Origin of the sequence: Pseudomonas sp. NFACC41-3 (assembly GCF_900109505.1) — a bacterium.
In the GTDB taxonomy this organism is placed as follows: domain Bacteria; phylum Pseudomonadota; class Gammaproteobacteria; order Pseudomonadales; family Pseudomonadaceae; genus Aquipseudomonas; species Aquipseudomonas chlororaphis.
Map to the genome: position 1 here is coordinate 321,103 of NZ_FOAE01000002.1, position 24,061 is coordinate 345,163.

The 24,061-nt window shown below is 63.8% G+C and carries 23 protein-coding genes and 1 pseudogene; 12 read left to right on the top strand and 12 right to left on the bottom strand.

Annotation, left to right across the window (positions count from 1 at the left end):
* Positions 1–32 precede the first annotated feature (32 nt).
* A complete protein-coding gene (locus BMY68_RS10815) occupies positions 33–632 on the bottom strand; it encodes a hypothetical protein (protein WP_007923139.1) in 600 nt (199 codons plus the stop codon).
* A 10-nt stretch (positions 633–642) separates the two neighbouring features.
* Complete coding sequence (locus BMY68_RS10820) at positions 643–1,239, bottom strand: papain-like cysteine protease family protein (RefSeq protein ID WP_009045403.1); 597 nt, start codon at positions 1,237–1,239, stop codon at positions 643–645.
* A 371-nt stretch (positions 1,240–1,610) separates the two neighbouring features.
* Between BMY68_RS10820 and BMY68_RS10825 the strand changes: the two genes are divergently transcribed.
* The 3 genes from BMY68_RS10825 to BMY68_RS10835 are packed head-to-tail and all read left to right on the top strand — an operon-like array spanning position 1,611 to position 4,433.
* Positions 1,611–1,985 carry a GtrA family protein gene (locus BMY68_RS10825; protein WP_007923142.1) on the top strand — a complete coding sequence of 125 codons (375 nt, stop codon included), beginning with the start codon at positions 1,611–1,613 and terminating at the stop codon, positions 1,983–1,985.
* The gene (locus BMY68_RS10830) at positions 1,982–2,923 is read left to right on the top strand and encodes a glycosyltransferase family 2 protein (protein WP_085532208.1); all 942 of its coding nucleotides are present in this window, start codon (positions 1,982–1,984) and stop codon (positions 2,921–2,923) included. Before BMY68_RS10825 ends, BMY68_RS10830 begins: the two co-directional genes overlap by 4 nt.
* A gap of 1 nt (position 2,924) precedes the next feature.
* Entirely contained in the window at positions 2,925–4,433 is a 1,509-nt protein-coding gene (locus BMY68_RS10835; RefSeq protein ID WP_085532206.1) for a glucosyltransferase domain-containing protein, read from the top strand.
* Between the two features lie 22 nt (positions 4,434–4,455).
* On the opposite strand, the gene BMY68_RS10840 is transcribed toward BMY68_RS10835, so the two are convergent.
* From BMY68_RS10840 to BMY68_RS10850, 3 genes and pseudogenes are all read right to left on the bottom strand, one after another.
* Positions 4,456–4,740 carry a putative quinol monooxygenase gene (locus tag BMY68_RS10840; protein WP_007923147.1) on the bottom strand — a complete coding sequence of 95 codons (285 nt, stop codon included), beginning with the start codon at positions 4,738–4,740 and terminating at the stop codon, positions 4,456–4,458.
* 66 nt (positions 4,741–4,806) lie between these two features.
* Positions 4,807–6,426: an FMN-binding glutamate synthase family protein gene (locus BMY68_RS10845; RefSeq protein WP_009045399.1), complete on the bottom strand. Its 1,620-nt coding sequence runs from the start codon at positions 6,424–6,426 to the stop codon at positions 4,807–4,809.
* 129 nt (positions 6,427–6,555) lie between these two features.
* Positions 6,556–6,717 (bottom strand): annotated as a pseudogene (locus BMY68_RS10850) (LuxR C-terminal-related transcriptional regulator); the annotation flags it as partial.
* Between the two features lie 133 nt (positions 6,718–6,850).
* Between BMY68_RS10850 and BMY68_RS10855 the strand changes: the two are divergent.
* From BMY68_RS10855 to BMY68_RS10870, 4 genes are all read left to right on the top strand, one after another.
* Positions 6,851–7,123, top strand: coding sequence for a type B 50S ribosomal protein L31 (locus BMY68_RS10855; RefSeq protein ID WP_009045397.1), 273 nt, complete (start codon positions 6,851–6,853; stop codon positions 7,121–7,123).
* A gap of 236 nt (positions 7,124–7,359) precedes the next feature.
* Entirely contained in the window at positions 7,360–7,794 is a 435-nt protein-coding gene (locus BMY68_RS10860; RefSeq protein WP_085532204.1) for an NUDIX hydrolase, read from the top strand.
* A 27-nt stretch (positions 7,795–7,821) separates the two neighbouring features.
* The gene (locus BMY68_RS10865) at positions 7,822–8,460 is read left to right on the top strand and encodes a LysE family translocator (protein WP_007930534.1); all 639 of its coding nucleotides are present in this window, start codon (positions 7,822–7,824) and stop codon (positions 8,458–8,460) included.
* 39 nt (positions 8,461–8,499) lie between these two features.
* Complete coding sequence (locus BMY68_RS10870) at positions 8,500–9,009, top strand: GNAT family N-acetyltransferase (protein ID WP_085532202.1); 510 nt, start codon at positions 8,500–8,502, stop codon at positions 9,007–9,009.
* Positions 9,010–9,042: 33 nt separating this feature from the next.
* On the opposite strand, the gene metR is transcribed toward BMY68_RS10870, so the two are convergent.
* Positions 9,043–9,960, bottom strand: a complete 918-nt coding sequence (metR, locus tag BMY68_RS10875) for a transcriptional regulator MetR (RefSeq protein ID WP_007930536.1) — start codon at positions 9,958–9,960, stop codon at positions 9,043–9,045.
* A gap of 108 nt (positions 9,961–10,068) precedes the next feature.
* Here metR and metE point away from each other — a divergent pair, with 108 nt between their 5' ends.
* The 4 genes from metE to BMY68_RS10895 all read left to right on the top strand — a co-directional run bounded on the left by metE (position 10,069) and on the right by BMY68_RS10895 (position 15,466).
* Complete coding sequence (gene metE, locus BMY68_RS10880) at positions 10,069–12,381, top strand: 5-methyltetrahydropteroyltriglutamate--homocysteine S-methyltransferase (RefSeq protein ID WP_085532200.1); 2,313 nt, start codon at positions 10,069–10,071, stop codon at positions 12,379–12,381.
* Between the two features lie 231 nt (positions 12,382–12,612).
* Positions 12,613–13,647, top strand: a complete 1,035-nt coding sequence (locus tag BMY68_RS10885) for an alpha/beta fold hydrolase (protein WP_085532198.1) — start codon at positions 12,613–12,615, stop codon at positions 13,645–13,647.
* A gap of 221 nt (positions 13,648–13,868) precedes the next feature.
* Positions 13,869–14,564, top strand: a complete 696-nt coding sequence (locus BMY68_RS10890; protein ID WP_009045392.1) for a hypothetical protein — start codon at positions 13,869–13,871, stop codon at positions 14,562–14,564.
* On the top strand, positions 14,561–15,466 hold the full coding sequence (locus BMY68_RS10895) for a hypothetical protein (protein ID WP_085532196.1): 906 nt from the start codon (positions 14,561–14,563) through the stop codon (positions 15,464–15,466). Before BMY68_RS10890 ends, BMY68_RS10895 begins: the two co-directional genes overlap by 4 nt.
* Positions 15,467–15,483: 17 nt before the next feature.
* Here the strand turns inward: BMY68_RS10895 and BMY68_RS10900 are convergent, their stop codons facing one another.
* From BMY68_RS10900 to BMY68_RS10925, 6 genes are read right to left on the bottom strand one after another with little or no spacing between them, the layout of a single operon-like run.
* Entirely contained in the window at positions 15,484–16,881 is a 1,398-nt protein-coding gene (locus BMY68_RS10900; RefSeq protein WP_009045390.1) for a sigma-54-dependent transcriptional regulator, read from the bottom strand.
* Complete coding sequence (locus BMY68_RS10905) at positions 16,878–18,662, bottom strand: sensor histidine kinase (RefSeq protein ID WP_085532194.1); 1,785 nt, start codon at positions 18,660–18,662, stop codon at positions 16,878–16,880. Before BMY68_RS10905 ends, BMY68_RS10900 begins: the two co-directional genes overlap by 4 nt.
* Entirely contained in the window at positions 18,659–19,786 is a 1,128-nt protein-coding gene (locus BMY68_RS10910; RefSeq protein WP_009045388.1) for a GNAT family N-acetyltransferase, read from the bottom strand. The genes BMY68_RS10905 and BMY68_RS10910 overlap by 4 nt, the downstream gene beginning before the upstream one ends.
* A 14-nt stretch (positions 19,787–19,800) precedes the next feature.
* Positions 19,801–20,682 (bottom strand): alpha/beta hydrolase, encoded by an 882-nt coding sequence (locus BMY68_RS10915; RefSeq protein WP_085532192.1) that lies wholly within the window; start codon positions 20,680–20,682, stop codon positions 19,801–19,803.
* Positions 20,679–22,073, bottom strand: coding sequence for an aspartate aminotransferase family protein (locus BMY68_RS10920; protein ID WP_009045386.1), 1,395 nt, complete (start codon positions 22,071–22,073; stop codon positions 20,679–20,681). Before BMY68_RS10920 ends, BMY68_RS10915 begins: the two co-directional genes overlap by 4 nt.
* On the bottom strand, positions 22,066–22,785 hold the full coding sequence (locus tag BMY68_RS10925; protein WP_085532190.1) for an MtnX-like HAD-IB family phosphatase: 720 nt from the start codon (positions 22,783–22,785) through the stop codon (positions 22,066–22,068). Before BMY68_RS10925 ends, BMY68_RS10920 begins: the two co-directional genes overlap by 8 nt.
* A gap of 230 nt (positions 22,786–23,015) precedes the next feature.
* Here BMY68_RS10925 and BMY68_RS10930 point away from each other — a divergent pair, with 230 nt between their 5' ends.
* Positions 23,016–23,798, top strand: coding sequence for a MipA/OmpV family protein (locus BMY68_RS10930; RefSeq protein WP_085532188.1), 783 nt, complete (start codon positions 23,016–23,018; stop codon positions 23,796–23,798).
* Positions 23,799–24,061 lie beyond the last annotated feature (263 nt).

A 24,061-nucleotide genomic window follows, 5' to 3' on the forward strand; every position in this document is an offset into this window, starting at 1 on the left:
CAACCGCCCGTTCACCGCAGCCCGGTGAACGGTCAGCTCCCCAACAGCCCCGTGGTGTCCGCATCGAACGCCGCCTTCGCTTGTTGCGCGGCGGGCGCCAGCAGGGCCAGCAACGCGGCCTCGCTGTACAGCTTGGTGCTCGCCAGGTGCTTGGGCGTTGGTTCGATGGGGATCAGCACGTCTTCATCGCTGGCGTGCAGCCAGATCGCCGCGACATGCAGCGCCGAGACAAACAACACGCGCAGTTCAAAGGTCCGGCCTTTGAGGTGCGGCGCCTTTTCCGCCAGGTTCAGCGCATTGACCGTGGCCGACGCCAGGGCGCCGTGGTTCAGCGACGAGAACTCGACCTGGCCGGCGACTTCCGCCAGTTGCGCGTCGGCAATCGAGACTCCGTCGCTGAACACCAGGTAATGCCAGTCCCCCAGCGTGGCCTGCTGCAGGCCTTTGCCTTGGGCCAGGTCTTCCAGGCTCAGCGAGTAGCCGCGGTAGGGCTCGGACAGGCTCACTTTGCTGGCGGTGGCCTGGGCGAACTGGCGGTTGACGCCGAAGCCTTTGCTCTGCAGGGCCGCCTGGAGAGCCGGGCGCAGTACCTGAGCGCCGTTGGCAGGTGCCTTGGGATAAGTCAGTTGCATGCTGCCCTCCTTAGTTTTTCCGGGTGAAGTAGGTGGTGGTCCAGTTGCCGCCGCCGTTGTACGAACGGGGGAAGGTGTTCAGGGCACGGGTCGAATAGCCGTAGATGGAATCCGCAATCAGCAGGTAGCTGCCGTTGGTGCCGTAGATCGCCAGAAAGTGCGCGCCGCCGCCAAACCAGGCACAGCGCAGGCCAACGGGGCGTCCCATGTTGATCTGGTTGTCGATGGCCGACAGTTGGATCGAGCCCTGGCTCATGCCACCAAAGCTGCGGGTGGTTTGCAGGGCCGAGTCCAGGTAGCCATACACGTTGCATGGCCCCGGCTGGTTGCAGCAGGTATTGCGCCCCAGTTGCGCGTTGGCGACCCCGCATTGAGTCCAGGAACCGGTGCGGTAATAGTTGCCGACCGAGGCCGACAGCGCGGCCCAGCACCAGTTGGTCTGGGTTTGCTGCTGAATGCTGAAGTTGAGGCTGGCGGCCAGGGCGGCGTGTTCCGCGCTGTCGTCGACGTCGCTCAGTCCGGCGTTGAGCAGGGTGCCGACCAGGCACTGTGGCAGTGCCTCGGCAGGACCAGTGCGGGTAAAGGGTGTGTCTTCAAGGGTTAACATTTTCATCCTCCATGAGTGAAAACAAGCGTCCAGCTTGTGTCGTTGTTGCGTGTGGCGATGCAGCGTTTTTCGCAAGCCCGTGACCGGCCTGTAGGGTTCGCCATCCTCGATGGCCTGCTCCGGTCGGGCTCAGGGGTAACCTTAGTTGTGTTATGCGTTTGTGCAAGTATAAATATGCATTTATGCAATTTGTTGTGAGTAGGCAATCAGGCCAGAGGAGGGCTGGGAGGGGGGCTTGCACGACAACGGCCCCTGCAGGCCGGCCTGGATGCCACACGTCTGAAAGACCGCCGGATCAGCGATTTCGCCAATCGATGGGCAGAAAAACCTGCCATACAAGTTGAGCGATATTCAACGGGGGAGAGTCACCCATGAGACTCTTATGGAAGGGAATCTCCAGATACACGGTGATCGGCATCGCCAACACCTTTATCCACTGGCTGGTGTTCTTTTTGCTGAGCCTGGTGGCTGGCCTCAGCCAGGCGCTCAGCAACCTGGCGGCCTTTTGCGTCGCGGCGTCGTTTTCTTTCTATATGAATGCGCGCTTCACCTTCGCCGCCAGGGCCTCGGTCGGCGGCTATCTGCTGTTTCTGGGGGGCATGGGGGCGCTGAGCCTGGGTGTCGGGCATGCCGGGGATGTGTGGCGGCTGCCCGGCTTGCTGACGGTGCTGGTGTTTTCCGCCCTGAGCCTGGTGGCGGGTTTTCTGTTCGCCAAGTACCTGGTGTTCCGCGAGTGTGAACGATGAAGATCTCGCTGATCGTTCCGGTCTTCAATGAAGAGCAGGCCATCGGCCTGTTTTACCAGGCGGTGCGTCGCGAGTTGCGGTTCGAGCAGGGCGAAGTCGAGATCGTGTTTATCAACGACGGCAGTTCCGACCGCACGGCCGAGGAGGTCAAGGCCCTGGCGCAGATGGACGAGCAGATGCTGTTGATCAACTTTTCGCGCAATTTCGGCAAGGAGCCGGCGTTGTTCGCCGGGCTGGAACACGCCAGCGGCGATGCGGTGATTCCCATGGATGTCGACCTGCAGGACCCGATCAGTGTCATCCCGCGGCTGATCGAGGAATGGCAGAAGGGCGCCGATGTGGTCCTCGCCAAACGCCGCAGGCGCACGGCCGACAGTTTTCTCAGGCGCAGCAGCGCGGCGCTGTTCTACCACCTGCTGAACCGTATCGCGTACACCCGGATCGAGGAAAACGTTGGCGACTTCCGGCTGATGGATCGCAAGGTGGTCGATGTGATCCGAACCCTGCCCGAGCATCAGCTGTTCATGAAAGGCGTCCTGTCGTGGGCCGGGTTCACCACGGTGGTGGTGGAGTACGAGCGCGCCGAACGGGTGGCGGGCAAGAGCAAGTTCAATGGCTGGAAACTGTGGAACCTGGCGCTGGAAGGCATCACCTCGTTCAGCACCGTGCCGTTGCGCTTGTGGACCTACATCGGTGGCGGCATCTCGATTTTCGCGGTGCTCTACGCGGTGTACATGGTCCTGGACAAGATCTTCTTCGGCAACAGCGTGCCCGGCTACCCTTCGTTGATGACCGCCATTCTGTTTCTCGGCGGCGTGCAGTTGATCGGCATCGGCATCCTCGGCGAATACGTCGGCCGTATCTATATCGAGGCCAAGCATCGGCCGCGCTACGTGATCAAGGACGTCATCGGCGGCAAAGACCGCCTGGGGCTCTAGCATGGACAGAATGGGCCGCTTGCTCAGCGGGGAACTCGGGCGTCGCCAGGCCTGGCTGTTTTTTCTGTGCGCCACCTTGTTGTATGTGCTGCCGCTGATCCTCGCGGACTTTCCCTATATCGATGACAACTGGCGCTCGCTGTCGGCCGGCACCGCCTGGACGGAGCAGGGGCGGCTGTTTACCGAGCTGTTCTACAACGCCCTGACCTTCAGCGGCGCTGCGCCAAACATCTTTCCCCTGCCGCTGCTGATCGCCACGGTCGCCATGGCCGCGGCCCTGACCAGCCTGACGTTCCATTACTATCCGCAGCCGACGGCGGCCTGCTGCCTGGTGCTGTTGCCGCTCTGGTACAACCCGTTCTTTCTGCAGAACCTGTCGTATCAATACGACGGCCCGGCCATGGCCTTGAGCCTGGTGGCGGTGATCTACGCCATCACCTACCGCAACCCGTACCGCGTGCTGCAATGGCTGGTGCCGGCCTTGCTGGTGGCGCTGGCCATCGGGCTGTATCAGATCAGCATCAATGTGTTCCTGGGCCTGTGTTGCCTGGAGGTGATCCGCGGCGCCAATGACAAGAGCGCCTGGCCGCGCTGGTGGGAAATGATCGGCTGGAAGATCGCCCAGGCGGCCTTGGGCTGGATGATTTATTGCGTCACCGCCTACCCCTTCATGGATCAGACCCGCACCTTGCTGCTGAATTGGTCGGCGCAGCCCTTGCTGCAACTGCAAGTCAACATCGCCAGGGTGCTGGAAAAAGTCGCGCTGCTGTTTCACGGCGGGTTTGCCTGGGTGTTCGCCGCGCTGGCGCTGTGCGCCCTGGCCGGTTGCGTGCGGTTGGCGGCGAACCTGTTCCAGCGGCCGGACAGCGGCCTGAAAAAAGTCGTGATGGCGCTGGTCTGCCTGCTGGCATTGCCGCTGGTGTTTGTGCTGGTGTCGGGGATCGCGCTGTTTTTCCGCGACTTCAATGAAGGCGCCCGGACCTTGATGGGCTTCGCGGTGTTGTGGGTGTTGCTGTTCTATCTGAGCCACCTGGCGTTGGCGGCGCTGCATGAACGCTTGCCGCTGCTGCTGGTGGTGCCGCTGCTGGCGATGCTGTCGCTGTCGTTCGCCTATGGCCGGGTGCTGACAGTGCAGAAAACCCTGGTGGCCAGCGCGCTGTCGAGCCTTGAGCGCGACATCACCAGCCACCGGCAGTTGCGTGAGGCCAAGCGTATCTATATGTCGGTGACCTATTCCGATCACTGGCTGCTGGCGGCCGCGGGCTCGTTCAAGCAGATGCCGGTGCTGCACTACCTGCTGAACATCGACTTCTTCATGCTGGCCGAGAACCTGCCCAAGGTGGGCATTACCAACGTGGTCGCGGAAAGGGAGCGGCGCAATGCGACCCTGGTCGGTTACCTGGGCTATCCACCGCTGGTGGACAGCCGCTACTACCGGATCTATCTGCTGGGCGATTACGGTTTTATCGTCATGAAGGAACCGGCGCCGATCAAGACGTTGCACTGGTGAGGCACTGGGCTTATCCGCTGGATCAGAACTGATCCATCAGCAGCACACGGCATTCCCTGGCCTGGAAGGCGTTGATCTGTGGCACCAGGCGGGTGAAGTGCTCGGTCTGGCAATGGGCCTCGAGCGCTGCGCGGTCTGGCCATTGCTCGATAAAGATGAAGTGCCCAGGGTCTTGCTGATCGACGAACAGGTCGTAGGCGATACAGTCCGGTTCCTGGCGGGTTTTCTCCACCAGTTCGGCATACCAGGGGCGCACGGTGTCGAGGTGTTCGGGCTTGATGAAATCTTCGGCGATGACTTTGAGCACTGGGGATGCATCCTTTGCATGATGGATAACGCCCCACCGGCACGGTAGAGCGTCGAGGGTGGCCGGTCAGGCCGCGGCTTCGCTGTTGGGCTCGAAGCTGTCGGCGCGCGCCAGCTGCCACATGCGCGAATAGAACTCGCCGCTGACCGCGCCGGTGAGCAGTTCGCCGGGCTTGAGGAACACATGCAGCTGCGAGAACAGCTTGATCTCGGTGGCCGACATGCGCCGTACCAGATGCTTGGCTTCCAATTGCGAGGGGTGCTGCAGGCCGGCGGCGGCGAGCATTTCGGCCAGGGCCTTGAGGGTGTTGCGGTGGAAGCTGAACACCCGTTGCGCCTTGTCCGGCACCACCAGCGCGCGCTGGCGCAGGTTGTCCTGGGTGGCGACGCCGGTCGGGCATTTGTTGGTGTGGCAGCTTTGCGACTGGATGCAGCCGATGGCGAACATGAAGCCGCGCGCCGAGTTGGCCCAGTCGGCGCCGATGGCCAGCACACTGGCGATGTCGAAGGCGCTGACGATCTTGCCGCTGGCGCCGAGCTTGATCTTGTCGCGCAGGTTCAGGCCCACCAGGGTGTTGTGCACGAACAGCAGGCCTTCGCGCATTGGCACGCCGATGTGGTCGGTGAACTCCACCGGTGCCGCGCCGGTGCCGCCTTCCTTGCCGTCGACCACGATGAAGTCGGGGAGGATGCCGGTCTCCAGCATGGCCTTGGCGATGCCCATGAACTCCCACGGGTGGCCGAGGCAGAACTTGAAGCCTACGGGCTTGCCGCCGGACAGCTCACGCAGCTGCTGGATGAAATGCATCATTTCGATCGGCGTGGAAAAGGCGCTGTGGCTCGATGGCGAGATGCAGTCCTCGCCCATGCGGATGCCGCGGGTATCGGCGATTTCCTGGGTCACCTTGTGCTTGGGCAGGATGCCGCCGTGGCCGGGCTTGGCGCCCTGGCTCATCTTGATTTCGATCATCCGCACCTGCGGGTCCTGCGCCTGCACGGCGAAACGCTCCGGGTCGAAACGGCCGTCGCTGGTGCGGCAGCCGAAATAACCGCTGCCCAGTTCCCAGGTCAGGTCGCCGCCGTTTTCCCGGTGGTAAGGGCTGATGCTGCCTTCGCCGGTGTCATGGGCGAAGTTGCCGAGCTTGGCGCCCTGGTTGAGGGCACGGATGGCGTTGGCGCTGAGGGAGCCGAAGCTCATGGCCGAGATGTTGAACACCGAGGCCGAATAGGGCTGCTTGCACTGCGGGCCGCCGACCGTGACGCGGAAGGTGCTCGGATCGCTCAGGGGGGCCGGGCGCATGGAATGGCCGATGAATTCGAAACCCGACTGGTAGACGTCGACCAGGGTGCCGAACGGCTTGTCGGCGCTTTCGTTCTTGGCTCGCGAATAGACCAGCGAGCGCTGGGCCCGGGAGAAGGGCAGGGCGTCGCTGTCGGACTCCAGCAGGTACTGGCGGATTTCCGGGCGGATGCCTTCCACCAGGTAGCGGATATTGCCCAGGATCGGGTAGTTGCGGCGTACCGCGTGGGGGCTTTGCAGCAGGTCGAAAATGCCCAGCAGGCTGAGCAGGAAGGTGACCAGGGTGATTGGCCAGAGCCAGTCATGTTCGAGAAAGGGCAAGCTGGCGAGGGTGAAAATCACGCAGGCAGCAAAGAAGGCGTAGCGGCTCAGGAGGGACAGGCTCATACGGTTTCCTTGGTTCGGACTCTATAGATTTCGTTTTTGGGTACTCATTCTTCTTGTGTGGCCAACGATCTTGTTGTTGTAGAGAACGGCTGTGGCGCAGCCAGTGTGCGCACATGGCAGCTTCAGGCGTCAGGCAGTGCGCGCCTGGAGAAAAATCGAAAACAGTTCGGACCGGGACTTGATGCCCCGCTTGCCGTAGATGTGTTTCTTATGGACGTTCACGGTTTCGGCAAAGGTTTGCAGCTTACGAGCGATTTCCTTGCTGGAGCAACCGCTGAGCATCAGGTGTCCGCCCTGGTGCCAGGCGTTGACGAGGGCGATAGACGATTTGCTGCTTTTCTTATTGCAACTGGTTCTCGTTTCCATGGTCGAATAATGTTACTGTATAACGCATTCGATCATCACCCAGCCCTCGGAGACTGCCATGAAAGCCAATATCCATCCCGCCTACCGCACCGTACTGTTCCATGACACCGCCGCGGATGTGTACTTCCTGATCGGTTCCACCGTGGACACCGACCGCACCCAGCGCCACAGCGATGGCAACACCTATCCTTATGTCACCCTCGACGTCTCCAGCGCCTCGCATCCGGTCTACACCGGCCAGCAGCGCAAGACTCAGTCCGAAGGGCGGATCGCCGGCTTCAACAAGCGTTTCGCTTCGTTCGGTTCGTCCGGCAAGACCGGCAACGCTTGAGGGCCCCGGCCCTTGCCGCACAGCCGCTCGTTCCTGCACCCCTGTAGGAGCGGGCGGCATCCTCTCGTCCATTCCCCTCTCTAATGACGGCCCCCCATGGAAGGCCTGAACGGCGTCGCTTCGTCCCGCCGGCCGAGGCGCCGGGTGTATGGAAAAAACAGCGGCCGACTGTGTCGTGACGACGACTCGCCAGTCATGGGATCCTTGCCGCCTCGCGTAACCGATCCAGGTTTTTCATGACTCTTTCAAGCGCTACATCCCCCCTTATCCGTATCGCCGCGGCCCTGCTGATCGGCCCCGACGGCCGTACCCTGCTGGTGCGCAAGCGCGGCACCCAGGCTTTCATGCAGCCGGGCGGCAAGATCGAGCCGAACGAGTTGCCGGCCCAGGCCCTGGCCCGTGAGCTGGAAGAAGAACTCGGGCTGCGGATCGCCCCGGCCGCCGCCCGTTACCTGGGACTTTTTTCCGCACCGGCGGCCAACGAGCCGGGTTTTGTGGTCGAGGCCGAATTGTTTCGCCTCGATCTGGACACCCACGAGGTCCGGCCCGCGGCGGAAATCGAGGAGGTCTGCTGGATCGATCCACAGGCTGGCGACGAGCTCACATTGGCCCCATTGACACGCGACCTGATCTTGCCGTTCTATCGCGCCTCGCAACTGGCCTCGGCCTGATTTTTCAAGGACAAAGGATTGCCCATCATGATTCCCCTTCACGACATGTTGATCTTCATCGCCGCAGCCTTGCTGATGGTGCTGACCCCCGGCCCCAACATGATCTACCTGATCTCCCGTTCGATCTGCCAGGGGCGCCGGGCAGGGGTGACCTCGCTGGTCGGCGTGGTGGCCGGCTTCTTCGTCCACCTGTTCGCCGCGGCGATCGGCCTGACCGCGGTCTTCATGGCCGTGCCGGTGGCCTATGAAGTGCTCAAGTGGGTTGGCGCCCTGTACCTGATGTGGCTGGCCTGGCAGGCCCTGAAGCCGGGCGCGCGTTCGCCGTTCGAGGCGCAGCAGTTGCCGCCGGATTCGTCGCGCAAGCTGATCCTGATGGGCTTTCTCACCAGCGCCCTGAACCCGAAGATCGCGGTGTTCTACCTGTCGGTCTTTCCCCAGTTCATCAGCCCGGAACACGGTTCGGTGTTCACCCAGAGCATCATCCTCGGCCTGACCCAGATCAGCGTGAGCTTCAGCGTCAACCTGCTGATCGCGCTGTTCGCTTCGGGCATCGCCGCCTGGTTCGTGCACAACCCGCTGTGGCTGGCGACCCAACGGTATTTCATGGGCTTCGTGCTGGCCGGGCTGGCGGTGCGTCTGCTGCTGGAACAACGCCAGACGGTCTGACCGTTTCATTCACCTGCGGCCCGGGGGCCTCGACCGACCATGTCCATCCAGCGCCTCGATGCCGGTCACGCCGCTGCCTACCGCGCGCTGATGCTCGAAGCCTACGAGCATCATCCGCAGGCCTTTACTTCCAGTGTCACCGAACGTGCGGCGATGCCCTTGAGTTGGTGGGAGTCGCGGCTGAGCAGCCCGCTGGACCTGTTGCTGGGGGCTTTCGAGGATGGCGAACTGATGGGCATCGTCGGCCTGGCGTTCGAGGTCCGGGAAAAAGCCCGGCACAAGGCCACGCTGTTCGGCCTGTATGTGGCGCCGCCTTATCGCCACGGCGGCCTGGGTTACCGGCTGGTCCAGGCGCTGCTGCAGGAGGCGCGCGAACGCCCCGGGGTGCGGCTGGTGCAGCTGACGGTCACCGCCGGCAACGACGCCGCCCTGGCGCTGTACCAGCGTTGCGGTTTCGTCCAGTTCGGCCTGGAGCCGCTGGCGGTGCGGGTGGGCGTCGAGTACTTCGACAAGCTTCACCTGTGGCGTGAAGTTGTCTCCCCCCTCTGAAAGTCCCCGTTCCTACAGGCCGAATACCGCTTTTCAACGCACCGCGCTGACCCCGTCCAGGGTCGAGAACGAGGTGTCCTTGGCGGTCAGCAGGAAGTCGCGCATATAGGGCGCATCCAGCATGTCGGCGCGGATCGCCGCGTACAGCGTGGCGAACAGGCCTTTTTCCCCCAGGCGCTTGGCCTTTACATAGCCCCGCGAGCTGTATTCATGCAGCGCCCAGTGGGGCATGCCGCACACGCCACGGCCGCTGGCCACCAGTTGCATCATCATCACCGTCAGCTCCGAGGTGCGGACCTGGGCCGGTTCGATGTCGGCGGGCTCCAGGAAGCGAGTGAAGATATCCAGGCGGTCGCGCTCCACCGGGTAGGTGATCAGGGTTTCGCTGAGCAGGTCTTCCGGAACGATGTAGGGCTTGCTGGCCAGGCGGTGCTGGTTGGCCACCGCCAGCATGGCTTCGTAGGTGAACAGCGGCACGTAGGTGATGCCCGCCAGTTCCAGCGGGTCGGAGGTCACCACCAGGTCCAGGTCGCCACGGGCCAGAGCCGGCAGCGGGGCGAAGGAGAAACCCGAGGCCAGGTCCAGCTCGACTTCCGGCCAGGCGTCGCGGAACTGGTCGATGGTCGGCATCAGCCACTGGAAGCAGCTGTGGCATTCGATGGCCATGTGCAGGCGCCCGGCGGTACCGCCGGCCAGGCGGGAAATGTCTCGTTCGGCGGCGCGCAGCAACGGCAGGGTGGCGTCCGCCAGTTGCAGCAGGCGCAGGCCGGCGCTGGTGAAGCGCACCGGCTTGGTCTTGCGCACGAACAGCGGCATGCCCATGCGCTCTTCCAGTTCCTTGAACTGGTGGGACAGGGCGGACTGGGTCAGATGCAGGCGTTCGGCGGCTTCGACCAGGCTGTCGGCTTCGCGCAGGGCGTGCAGGGTCTTCAGGTGACGGATTTCGAGCACCAGGGTCTCCATGAGTAAATTTTGTGATCAACACGAAAAGGTTGAGTTTGTCTCATGTTGGCTGGGCTGTCGACAATAGCGCCATCTTTTACCGGGAGGAACCCACTCATGGCCTTGGCCCACACCCTTGGTTTTCCGCGCATCGGCGCCGACCGCGAATTGAAAAAAGCCCTCGAATCCTACTGGAAGGGCGACCTTGACCGGCAGGCGCTGCAAGACGTCGGACGCCAACTGCGGGCCCGGCACTGGCAGCTGCAAAAGGACGCCGGCATCGACCTGCTGCCGGTGGGCGACTTCGCCTGGTACGACCAGGTGCTGACTCACTCGCTGACCTTCGGCGTGGTTCCCGAGCGTTTCGACGGCAGCCAGGACGCCCAGGGCCGGCCGACCCTCGACACCCTGTTCGCCATGGCCCGCGGTGCCTCGGCGGGCTGCTGTGGCGGCGACCACGCCAAGACCCAGTACGCCCAGGAACTGACCAAGTGGTTCGACACCAACTACCACTACCTGGTCCCGGAATTCAGCGCCGACCAGTCGTTCAAGCTGAGCTGGGAGCAGCTGTTCGACGAGGTCGACGAAGCTCACGCCCTGGGGCACCGGGTCAAGCCGGTGATCATCGGCCCGCTGACCTACCTGTGGCTGGGCAAGGCCAAGGGCAACGACTTCGACAAGCTCGAGCTGCTGCAGCGCCTGCTGCCGGTCTACGGTGAAATCCTCAACCGCCTCAAGGCCCAGGGCGTGGAGTGGGTGCAGATCGACGAACCGATCCTGACCCTCGACCTGCCGCAGGAATGGAAGAGCGCCTTCGAGCGTGCCTACCACATCCTCCAGTACTCGCCACTGAAAAAGCTGGTGGCCACCTACTTCAGCGGCCTGCAGGACAACCTCGGGCTGGCCGTCGGCCTGCCGGTGGACGGCCTGCACATCGACGCCGTGCGGGCGCCGGAGCAACTGACCCAGGTGCTCGACCGCCTGCCGACCTACAAGATTCTGTCCGTGGGCCTGGTCAACGGTCGCAACGTCTGGCGTTGCGAGCTGGAGCAGGCGCTGGCGCAGCTGCAAGCGGCGCAGGAACGTTTTGGCGACAACCTGTGGGTCAGCAGTTCCTGCTCCCTGTTGCACAGCCCGGTGGACTTGTCCCGGGAAGACCAGCTGGATGCCGAGCTGAAAAGCTGGCTGGCCTTTGCCGTGCAGAAATGCGGCGAGATCTCGGTGCTGCGTGACGCCCTGAACGATCCCCAGGCCCCGGCGGTGCAAGCGGCCCTGGCCGCAAGCCGCCAGGTGCAGGCCAGCCGCGCGCGGTCGCCACGCATCCACAAGGCCGAGGTCCAGGCGCGGCTCAAGGCGGTCAGCGCCGCCGACAGCCAGCGTCATTCGCCCTTTGCCCAGCGCATTGCCCGGCAGCATGCCCGCTTGAAGCTGCCGGTGTTCCCGACCACCACCATCGGTTCGTTCCCGCAGACCGCGTCGATCCGCCTGGCCCGTCAGGCATTCAAGCAGGGCAAGCTGTCGAACAACGACTACACCGATGCCATGCGCTGTGAAATCCGCCATGCGGTGCAGGTCCAGGAGCGCCTGGGGCTGGACGTGCTGGTGCACGGCGAGGCCGAGCGCAACGACATGGTCGAGTACTTCGCCGAGCAACTGGACGGGTACCTGTTCACCCGCTTCGGCTGGGTGCAGAGCTACGGTTCGCGCTGCGTGAAACCGGCGGTGATCTACGGCGACCTGAGCCGTCCGCGGGCCATGACCATTGACTGGATCAGCTACGCCCAGAGCCTGACCGACAAGGTGATGAAGGGCATGCTCACCGGGCCGGTGACCATGCTGATGTGGTCCTTCCCCCGCGAGGACGTGCCGCGTGAAGTGCAGGCGCGGCAACTGGCGCTGGCCCTGCGCGATGAGGTGGTGGACCTGGAAAAGGCCGGGATCAAGATCGTGCAGATCGACGAGGCGGCGTTCCGCGAGGGCCTGCCGCTGCGCCGGGCGGACTGGCAGCCGTACCTGGACTGGGCGGTGGAAGCTTTCCGCCTGACCGCCTCTGGGGTGCGCGACGATACCCAGATCCACACCCACATGTGCTACAGCGAGTTCAACGACGTGATCCAGGCCATCGCGGCCATGGATGCCGACGTGATCACCATCGAGACGTCGCGTTCGGACATGGAGTTGCTGGAGGCGTTCGAAGCCTTCGACTACCCGAACGACATCGGCCCGGGGGTATACGACATCCACTCGCCGCGAGTGCCGGACACCGCCGAGATGGTCAAGCTGATGAGCAAGGCGGCCCGGCGCATCCCCGCCGAGCGCTTGTGGGTCAACCCCGACTGCGGCCTGAAGACCCGCGCCTGGCCGGAGACCGAAGCCGCCCTGGTCAACATGGTCGCCGCCGCCCGTCAGCTGCGTAACCAGCAGGCCTGAGCACCCACAGCCCTGTAGCCGCTGCCGCAGGCTGCGATAAGGCCCGAAGGGCCTTCAGCGAACTCAAGATTGCTATGTCCCTTCGGGCCGATCGCAGCCTGCGGCAGCGGCTACAGGGTTTTATGACCGCTGGGCAATCTTCATCAAACTGTCACGTAACTGTGGCAGCGCGCTCGATCAAAGTTCATCAGACTCGCGCTCTACTGGGCTTCTGCGTTTCGGTGTTTCTTCATGTGGGCAAGATTTTTTTCAACGACTGTTTTCCTGGCTGCGCTGTTGCTCGGCCTGCCGTCTCAGGCGGCGTCTCGCTGTGATGTCAACGTACCGACCCAACGGGTCGAACTGGAGCAGGTGAGCCTGGCCTACCAGAGCATCGGCCGTGCCTCCGATCCGGCCCTGCTGCTGGTGATGGGCCTGGGCGGGCAGTTGATCCACTGGCCGGACGAAGTGGTCGTTGCCCTGTGCCAGCAGGGTTTTCGGGTGATCCGTTACGACAACCGCGACGTCGGCCTGTCCACCTGGCGCCAGGCGCCGGTCAGCGCCAACCTGACGTTCGAGGTGCTGCGCTACAAGCTCGGCCTGCCGGTGGCCGCGCCCTACAGCCTGACCGACATGGCCGACGATGCCTTGGGCCTGATGAATGCCCTGCAGGTCGAGCAGTTCCATGTCCTGGGCGCGAGCATGGGCGGGATGATCGCCCAGCACCTGGCGGCCATGGCGCCGCAGCGGGTCGAGAGCCTGACCCTGATCATGACCAGCTCCGGCGCCGAAGGCCTGCCGGCGCCCAATGCGGCGCTGGTGCAACTGTTGTCGCGGCGCGGCGCGCCGAACCGTGAGGTGGCGCTGGAGCAACAGGCCGACCTGCTGGCCGCCCTCGGCAGCCCGCAGGTCACCGACGATCGGCAGGTGCTGCTGCATCAGGCGGCGGAGGCCTATGACCGGGCCTTCAACCCGGAAGGGGTGAAGCGCCAGATCATGGCGATCCTCGCCGAACCGAGCCGGGTGGCCCTGCTCAACCAGCTGCGCGTGCCGACCCTGGTGGTGCATGGCACCGCCGATCCGCTGCTGCCGGTGATGCACGGCGTGCACCTGGCCGCGCATATCCAGGGTAGCCAGTTGAAGCTGATTCCGGGCCTGGCCCATCGTTTCCAGGAAGCCTTCAAGGCGCCGTTGCTGGCGGCGGTGCTGCCGTACCTGCAACGCCATCGCGAAGACACTTCGCACTGGGCGCAGATCGATCCGCTGCCTGCGCCGAACCTGCTCTGACCCCGGCTTCCGTGGGAGCCAGGCTTGCCGGCGATGCAGGCACCGCTGCGTGTCTGGAGTACCACTATCGGGGGTAAGCTTCATTCCTACAGTTGGATCAGTTGGCTGGAATGGCAGGCCGCACCTGAGGGTGAATAGAAAATATATCAATATGCCACTATGGTTTTTGCAATGACAGCCGACACAGGCAGCGTCATTCTTAATTCATAGGGACTTGATTCATGAGTTTTCGTATCTTGCGTACTTGGGGTGTGCTGACTTTGTTGGCCTGCCTGGCACTTACCGGCTGTGCCAACGTGCAGCAACCGATTGCCCTGGACCAGCAGTTCTGGGGGGCCAAGGAGCCGACTATCGGCGTGGCCATCACTGTGTTGCCTGCTCCCGAGCTCATGCTGACGGGTAGCCAGGGGTTGCTGGATGTGGCTATCAACAAGGGCGTCAACAGCAAGCTCAGCGACAACGTCAAAACCTGGGAAGTGCGCGACCTCGACACCCTGCCGGACGTGATCGTGGCCAAGTTGCAAGCCAAGGGCTACAAGGCTAAGCGCATCATCGACCAGATCGACCTGAAGAATTACAAAAACATCTCGTTCCGCGAAGGCTATATGACCAAGGACATGACTCCGATGAAAGCCATGTATGGGGTCGATCGCCTGTTATTGGTGAACGTTTTTGTAACCGGTGCCACCCGTAGCTACTACAGCCTCGTCCCGACCAGCGTGCCGATGGCCCAGGTGGGTGGGCAGGGCATGGTGGTCGATCTGGCTGACAACAAACTGCTGTGGTTCCAGCCGTTCGCCGCAGTGCAGGCGGCCCAGGGCGAATGGGATGAGCCGAACTACGCCAACCTGTCCAACGCTTTCTACCAGGCCATTGATAACAGCCGCCAGCAAATGATTACGCCGTTCTCGCAATGAAAGGCTGGTTGACTGTTGCCCTGGCGTTGTTGCTGGCATCAGGTGGCTGTGCGCAGAAAGCACTGCCACCGGCCGGCTTCAAGGATCAGGGGGCGTTGCCCTATGTGCAGAAGCATGGGCTCAAGCTCGAGGTGCTGCTCAACGAGCAGGACTTCGTCGGCGCCAGCACTGTGATCGATATCAAGGACGCGACCCGCGCTGCGTCTGCCAGCAATACTCTGCTGCAAAGCTCCGGGGCCAGTGCTGGCCTGGCCGGAGTGCTGGTGGCCAGCCTGATCAATACGCAAATGGGCAGCGGCAGTTTGCAGCGCGAGGCCGAACAGGCCGCGCACAACGAGTCACGGCCGATGGCCACGTTGCTCGGTGGGATGCCGTTGCAGACACGCCTGCAACAGCGCTATCAGGAGGCTTCACAAGCCGCTGGCCTGAAGCAGGGCGAAGGGGCAATCACCGCCCGTTTGCTTGTCGAGCCCAAGCTGATGTTGGGGCCTGATCGCGGCAGTTTTGTGCTGATCAATCAGGTTCGGATCGAGGACATCGCGGGCTCCGCGCTGTACCGCACCCGGATCGAAGTGGTCAGCCAGCCATTCCGTCGCTGCGGTGCGCAGTGCATCGATGACGGCGGTCTGGAACTGGATAAGGTGCTGGCCTTGCTCGACGAGTGTATCGAGGAGTCGATGCGTGTGCTGGCGGCCGATCTGAGCCAGCCGGCGAGGCCGGCGGCCCAGGAAACCCTGCGTTACATGCTCGACGGTCAGCGGGTGGTCGAGCGTGGTTATCAGTTGGCGGGTAATGGCAGTTACTCGCGCTACCGTAATCTGCAGGGCGCTGTGAAGTCAGTGCCGGTGGCCTTCGAGGATGCGCTCACCGAAGAGCAACTGCAGAAAATCTACGGGCAGTAGAACTCCGTGCTGAGCCCTTAGCGAACGATCTTGTCGACCTGGATCCCGAGCTTTTTCAGGCGGTACCAGAAGCTGCGTTCGGAAATGCCGATCAGCTGCGCGGCGGCGGCTTGCACGCCGTTGCTCTGTTGCAGGGCGGCGAGGATGTAGGCCTTCTCCACTTCGGCCAGGGCCGCGTCCAGGTCGCTGGGCACGCTGAGGCTGTCGCCGGGCAGGGCGCAGGCCCCGGCGTTCATCGGCGGTGAGCTGAACAGATAACCCGGCAGGTCGCTTTCTTCGATCACCGCGCCCGCGGCGACTATGGTCGCGCGTTCGACGCAGTTCTGCAGTTCGCGGATATTGCCCGGCCAGGCGTAATTGGCCATGGCCTGCAGGGCCTGCGGGCTGAAGCCGGTGATGCGTTTGCCGGCGGTGGCGCCCAGGGTATGGGCGAAGTGCCGGGCCAGGGGCGCGATATCCTCGACCCGCTCGCGCAGGGCGGGCAGGGGGATCGGGAAGACATTGAGGCGGTAATACAGGTCTTCGCGAAACTCCTTGTTGGCCACCGCTTCCAGCAGGTTCTTGTTGGTGGCGGCGATCACCCGCACATCGACCTTGCGCTCGCGCGGGTCGCCCACCGGCTCGATCACCCGCTCCTGCAAGGCGCGCAGGATCTTCGCTTGCAGGGCCAGGGGCATGTCGCCGACCTCATCGAGGAACAGCGTGCCCTTGTCCGCCTGCTGAAAGCGCCCGACCCGGTCGGCCACGGCGCCGGTAAAGGCGCCCTTGCGATGGCCGAACATTTCGCTTTCCAGCAGGCCTTCGGGGATCGCCGCGCAGTTGACCGCGACAAAGGGTTTGTTGGCACGGTTGCCGTGCTGGTGGATGGCCCGGGCGACCATCTCCTTGCCGGTGCCGCTTTCGCCGGTCAGCAGGATGGTGGCGTTGCTTTCGCGCACCGAGTCCACCGCTTGCAGGACCCGGCGGAAGGTCGGGCTGTCGCCCACCAGGCTGTCGATCTGCCGGTGCTCGTCGAGCTCGGCGCGCATGCGCTGGTTGTCTTTGAGGATGTCGCGAAACTGCAGGGCCTTGCTGACGGTGATGTCCAGCTCGTCGATGTCGAAGGGCTTGGCGATGTAGTCGTAGGCGCCGTTGCGCATCGACTGCACGGCGTTTTTCACCGTGCTGTAGGCGGTCATGACGATTACCGGGATCTGCGGGTAGCGCTGCTTGATCTCGGCCAGCAGCTGCGGGCCGTCCATGCCGGGCATGCGCCAGTCGCTGATCACCAGGTCGATCTCTTCCTGCTCCAGCACCTTGAGCGCATGCAGGCCGTTGCCGGCGGTGAACACCTGGATGCCGTCCTGGCTTAGCGCCGAGGACAGCAGGTCGCAAAGCTTGGGCTCGTCGTCGACCACCAGCAGGTTATGCGTCATGGCTGGGCCTTTTGCTCGTCTTGATCATCTTCGTCGTCCTCACCTTTGGCCGGAATGTACAGGCTGAAGGTGGCGCCGGCATCTATTTCGCTGCTGCATTCGATGTGTCCGTCATGGTTTTCCATGATCGAGAACACCTTGGCCAGGCCCAGCCCGGTGCCCGAGGCCTTGGTGGTGACGAAGGGGGTGAAGATGCGTTCGAGCATGTCCGGCTCGATGCCCTGGCCGGTGTCGGCGACCCGCAGGATGGTGTGCTCGGCGTCCTGGGCGATGCCCAGGGTCAGGCGCCCGCCGGCGGGCATGGCGTCGATGGCGTTGAGGATCAGGTTGAGGCAGGCCTGCTTGAGCTGGCGGGCGTCGGCGTACAGGGTCGCGCCCGGCGCCTGGTCGTCGATCTGCGCGTCGATCTTGTGGCTGGCCAGTTCCGGCTCGCAGAAGCCGATCAGCTCCTCCACCAGTGGCCGCGCCAGCAGGGTCGAGCGGATCGGCGCGCTGGGTTTGGCGAAGTCGAGGAAGTCGGTGATCAGGTCGTTGATCCGGCTGACTTCGCTGATCACGTATTCCAGGTGGCGCTTGTCGCCTTCGGGCAGGTCCGCACGGCGGTGCAGCAACTGGGTGGCGGTCTTGATGATGCCCAAAGGGTTGCGGATTTCGTGGGCCAGGCCCATTGCCACTTCGCCGAGGGCGTGCAGGCGGTCGCGGCGGCGCAGCTGGGCTTCCAGGTGCTGCAGTTCGCCCAGGCGTTCGCTCATATGGTTGAAGGTACTGCTCAGCTCCGCCAGTTCGTCGCCGCCAATCACCGGCACGCGTTGTCGGTAGTCGCCGGCGATCACCGCCTGGACCCCCTTGGACAAGCCGCGCAGGGGCATGGTCAGGCGTTTCGACACCAGCCAGCCGACGGCCAGCGACGCCGCCGAGCTGAGCAGGAAGATCAGGATGAACAGGTTGCTCTGGTTGACCAGCCCCACCAGGCTGCTGTGGCGCAGCAAGCCGCTGAAAATCACCCCCACCAGCTCGCCGCTGTCGTTGAAGATCGGCCGGTACAGCCCGCTGTAGCGGCTGGTGAACTGCTCGGTGGGTTGGCGGGTGTCGCGCAGGATGTTCTCGATCTTTTCCGGCACCTGGGTCGGGTGGTCCTCGAAGCGCTGGGTGGCGAAGATCTCGGCGAAGTCGTTGGCCTTGGCCAGGTACAGGCGCAGGTCGAGGGAGTGCACGTCGGCCACGCTGGTGAGGAAGCTGGCGTCCAGGTAGGTGGCGATCAGCAGCTGGTAGTCGATGCCGTCGAGGGTGGTCTGGAAGGTCGAGACCACCGCTCCCGTGGCCACGCCGCCGACCTGCAGGGTCTGCAGCACGGCGTTATGGGCCAGGCTGATCTGCCCGACGATATCGTCGGCGGCGGTGCTGAACACCACCTGCTGGTCGCGCTTGCGGATCAGCGCCACCACATCGATGCCCATGGAGTCGGCGATGTCGGCGGTGAGCTTGTCGTGCCTGGCCGCGTTGCGGTCGGTGGGCGGCCTGGCATAACGCAGGAACAGCTGGGCGATGCGCGCGTTGTCGCGCAGGGTCTCGGTGATTTCGTCCTCGACGATCTTGGTCGACTCCTGCAGCCAGATGCGCACGTTGCTGTCGAAGATCTGCGACAGGGTGGTGGCCGCCAGCTCCGCGGCGATCATGGTGGGGATCACGCTGACCATCCAGAACGCCAGCACCAGCTTGCGCTGCAGGCTCCAGCGGGAGATGGCGAAAGGGCGAGGGGCGCGGCGGTCTTTTCTGGTCATGAACTTTCGCTTAGTGCAGCAGCCATGGCGGGGTCGGTGCGATCCGGCCGGAGAACATATTTCAGCCCTTTGAGCAGGGTGTCGAGCAGCGGGTTGCGATGCTGGAAAAACAGGCTGTTGCCGGTGAAGGTACAGCCCAGGCGCAGCTTGCTGGCATAACCGGCCTGGCCACATTCGTAGAGCGCGATCCGGTGCTGGATACAGTAGTCGACATTGGCCATCCAGCTGCGCAAATACAGGTTGTGCTCACGACTGATATCCAGGTCGTGGGCGAAGAATTTGTCGATCAGCCGATGCTCGTCCAGCAGCACCAGGTTGAAGGCCACCAGTTGGTCGTCGACCCAGTACAGCACGCAGGCGGCCCGTTCCCCCAACTGCTGGAGGATACCGGTGAAATAGGGCGCGGGTAAGCGTTCGAATTGCAGTTCGCTGCGCCGCAGGGTGGCTTCGTACAGGCGCATGACCTCGGGCAGCACGTCGTCGATGTTGTGTCGCCATTCGGTTCGCAGCCCGGGCGCGCGCAACTTGCGGCGCAGGTCCTTGCGCGTGGACTTGCCCAGGGTGCCGAGGTAGGCATCCAGCGAGCCGAAGGGCACCGGCAGCAGGGCGCTGGGCAGACTGGGCATGGCTTGCAGGCCGAACGCCTGGCAGCTGGCGGCCCATTGCCGATCCTGGCTGGCAGCATCCTTGACCGCCAGCAGGCCGATGCCCTGGGCGTCGGCGTCGCGCCGGGCCAGGTGTAGCAGTTGCCCGAGCAGGGCCTGGCGGCGCACCGCGGGAATATGGCTGGCGGTGCCGGCGTGGCACTGTTCGGCCACCGGCGAACCGATGGCGTACAGGCGCAGTTGCAGCAGCCCCGGCCACCAGCGTTGCAGGCGTTCGCTCAGGCGCTTGGCCGGGCCCGAGACGGTGGTGTCCAGGCGATAGCAGGTGGTGAAGGCCGGAGCGACGGCCACCAGCTTCGAATCTTCGAACACCGCCAGGTAGCGCCAGCTGAAGCCCTCGATGCCGGCGTTCTGTACCGCCAGGTAATAATCCCAATCTTCCAGGGCGCCGGGAAAACAGTCGTTCCAGGCGTTGCGGTCGATGGCCTGGATGCTCGAAAAGACTTGGCTGGTGATCACGTGCGGTCCTTGAATCAGGCGAACTGGCGCAGGTCGTCGTACGCCACGGGCCGCGGGCCAGCCTGCCTTTCGATGAAGTCCGCGCTCAACTCCACCACCCGGCGGTACTGCAGGTCGACGGTGATCATGTGGTAGCAGTTGTCGAGCAGTACCTTGACCACCGGGCCGCCGAGCTTGCGCTCGACATAGTCGGCGTTCCAGCGGCTGGTGATGTCGTCCTCGATGGAGTGCAGCACCAGGGCCGGGGTGGTGATCGACGGCATGCGTTTTTTCACCACCGCGTTCATCCGGTGCAGTTCGCGCACGGTCACCCCTTCCATGGTCAGCAGGCCGGCACTGCTGCTTTCGCCGGCCTTCATCTGCCGCTCGACCACCGCCCGCAGGCGCTTGTTCTTGATGCCGTACGGCGGCTTCTCCTCGAAGCTGCAGATGTGCACGCCGAACGGGATCTTCATCAGCAGCGGGGTGAGGAACGCCAGCTTGTTGATGCTCCAGCCGTCGTACTTGAGGGTGGTCGAATACATCAGCAGGCCGCTGACCTGGCCCGGGTGTTCCGAGGCCAGGTACATGGACATGACGGCGCCCATCGACAGGCCGCCGACGAACACCTGCCGGTGGCGGCGACGGATGCCGACGAAGGTCCGGCGCACGCCCTCGTACCAGTCCTGCCAGCCGGTGGCCTGCAGGTCGGCGTTGTTGCCGCAGTGCCCGGCCAGGGTCGGCACGTACACCTTGCACCCCGCGTTGGCCAGGCCGACGGCCACCCGACGCAGTTCCGTCGGGGTGCCGGTGAGGCCGTGGATCAACAACACCGCGACCTCGCCACTGCCGAGCACGAACCCGGCATCGCCCTGGCCCAGGTCGATGCCTTCGTCCAGATCGATCAGTGCGCTCATCGCTTCATGGCCCGGTCCAGCAGACGGTCGAGCAGGGCGATACCGAGGTCGATCTCCGCGTAGCTGATTTCCAGCGAGGGGGCCAGGGTGATGACGTTCTTGTAGTAGCCGCCCACATCGAGAATCAGCCCCAGGCGCTGGCCGTTGATTTCGATGTCACCCTTCATGCCTTCCTCGACCATGTAGTCCAGGGTCGCCTTGTCCGGGGTGAAACCGTCGGTGGCGCAGATCTCGCAGCGCAGGGCCAGGCCCAAGCCGTCGACGTCGCCGATGATCGGGTAGCGCTTCTGCAGATCCTGCAATCCGGCCAGGAAGTACTTGCCCTTGTCCATGACCATCGCGCCGTAGTCGATTTCGCTGGTCATCTTGAACATTTCCAGGCCCACCGCGGTGCCCAGCGGGTTGGAGGCGAAGGTGGAGTGGGTCGAACCCGGCGGGAACACCTTGGGGTTGATCAGCTCTTCGCGGGCCCAGATGCCGCCCAGGGGGTTGAGGCCGTTGGTCAGGGCCTTGCCGAAGACGATCACGTCCGGCTTGACGTCGAAGTGCTCGATCGACCACAGCTTGCCGGTGCGGTAGAAGCCCATCTGGATCTCGTCGACCACCATCAGGATGCCGTGCTGGTCGAGCACATGCTTGAGCTCGCTGTAGAAGTTCATCGGCGGGATCACGTAGCCGCCGGTGCCCTGGATCGGCTCGACGTAGAAGGCGGCGTATTCGCTCTGGCCGACTTTCGGGTCCCACACGCCGTTGTATTCAGTCTCGAACAGCCGGGCGAACTGCTGCACGCAGTGGCTGCCGTACTCTTCCTTGGTCATGCCCTTGGGGCCGCGGAAGTGGTAGGGGAAGGGAATAAAGTTGGCGCGCTCGCCGAAGTGGCCGTAGCGGCGACGGTAGCGGTAGCTGGAGGTGATCGACGAAGCGCCGAGGGTACGGCCGTGGTAGCCGCCTTCGAAGGCGAACATCAGGCTCTTGCCGTTGGTGGCGTTACGCACGACTTTCAGCGAGTCCTCGATGGACTGCGAGCCGCCGACGTTGAAATGCACGCGGCCGTCGAGACCGAACTTCTTCTTGGCATCGACCGCGATCATTTCCGAGAGCTCGATCTTGCCCTTGTGCAGGTACTGGCTGGCGATCTGCGGCAGGGTATCGATCTGTTGCTTGAGGGCGTTGTTCAGGCGTGGGTTGGCATAGCCGAAGTTCACCGCCGAGTACCACATCTGCAGGTCGAGGTAGGCCTGGTCGCTGGTGTCCCAGACGTAGGAGCCTTCGCAGCGGCTGAAGATCCGTGGCGGTTCGATGTAGTGGACGGTGTCGCCGTAGGAGCAGTACTTGGCTTCTTTTTCCAGAAGCACCTGGTCTTCGGCGGTCGCGATACGAATGTCAGACATGGTGGAAGAGTTCCTGAGTGGGTACGCAATGTTCGGTGGTGTTGTCGAGGGTGAAGGTGCCGGCGTTGGCCGCGTCGTTGGGCAACAGCGCCAGCAGTGCCGGCAGTTCGGCGAAGGAGTCGAAGGTCGCGTGGGGAATGGCGTTGCGTTGGCAGTACTCGGCCAGGCGACCCTTGGCGAACACGAAGTCGGCGCTGGCGGCCACGCACATGTCGGACTGGCCGTCGCCGATCACCAGCACCCGCTTGCCCTTGGGCGTGGATTTGCATTTGCAGTTGCCGGACGCGGCGCGGCAGGCGTCGCTGGAATGCGGGAAGTCGATGCGCCAGCTGTGCTGGTCGACCTGGCGCAGGCGGTTGGCGAGGATCGGCAGCAGGCTCACGTAGTGGCGCGCGAGGATGCGCGCGATGCCTTGCTCGATGCCGTCGCTGACCACTTCCAGGGACGCGCCCAGGCCGATCACGTGATCGACGAAGTCGGGGAAGTCGGGATCGATCTCGACGCTGTCGAAGTAGGCCAGCAATTCGGCGGGCGAGGCCTTGACCAGCGCCAGTTGGCGGCTGAGGCATTCCCGGGAGCCGATATGGCCGTCCAGCCATTGTTGCTCGATGTCTTCCCAGCTCGGGTCGGCGAAGCGTTGGAGGACGTTGTCGATCACGTCGGTGCGGGTGATGGTCCCGTCGAAGTCACACACGATATGCCAGTGCATCATCTGCAGTTACCTGTTGTAGAGGAGCGCACTTTGCGCATGCCAGGCACTGGAGCAGGGACTGTGCCAAGTGGCTCAAACCCAGGCGGGCCGGGCTTTGCGCGGGAACAAGGCGTTGGATGGGCGGGTTGGAGCTACAAATTTTGTAGCTCGCTACAAACAACATCAGTGCTTGCGGGGAGGGGGCAGGGTGGTGATTGATGCGCGCATCTTCACTTAAGGAACCCCGCGCCATGTTCAGCTTCACACGCTCCGCCCTGCTCGCCGCCGTGCTGTCTCTGGGGGCTGTCTGCGGGGCTTTCGCCGAGGACGGAGGCCGGGATGGATTGAGCGGCGCGCTGGGCCTGGGCATCGGTTACCAGCCCCATGACCCCAGCGGCAGCCGGCATGACACCGTGCCCTTGCCCTATGTCGATCTGGAGTGGGGCGATGTCAGCCTCGACACCGACGACGGCCTGACCTGGGACGCCTTCAAGGCCAAGGGTTTCAGCGCCGGGCCCTATATCAACTACCTGCCGGGACGCAACGCCAACGGCTCGCTGCGCGGCCTGCGGGATGTGCCGAACATGGCCGATGTCGGCGGCTACATCCAGTATGCGCCGGACGACTTCTGGCGCCTGTTCGCCTCCCTCGGCAGCGCGGTGGCCGCGGGCGAGGGCCAGGGCGGCCTGCTGGGCAAGGTCGGCGGCGAAATCGGTTATCCCCTGGGCCTTGGGATCATCGGCAGCAGCAACCTCACCGCGCATTTCGCCGACGCCCGGCAGACCCAGACCTTCTTTGGCATCAGCGACGCCGAAGCCCAGGCGACGGGCATCGGCCGCTACAGCGCCGGCGGCGGTTTGCAGAACCTGACCCTGACCCAGAACCTGCAGGTGCCCCTGGGCGGCAACTGGTCGTGGATGACCAGCGCCAGCTGGATTCACCTGACGGGTTCGGCGGCCGACAGCACCCTGGTGCGCGAGCGCGGCGAAGTGAACCAGGGCCAGGTCCAGACCGCCCTCAGCTACCAGTTCTGAGGCCGGCCAAGGCCTTATCGCCGGGCTTGCGGGGCGTTCTCCAGGCCATCATCGCGGGCAAGCCTCGCCCCTACAAAAGCGGGGCTGAACAGCTCTGCCGGCATGCGCTGTTTCTGTAGGAGCGAGCTTGCTCGCGATGCAGGCGTAGCCTGCCTTTTGTGCTGTATTTCTCTCCGGCTATCTGGGGGATCTCGGGGGGGGCGCGAGCAAGCTCGCTCCTACAGGGAGAGCCTGTGTCATTGCTGTCGCGAACCGTTTCGTTA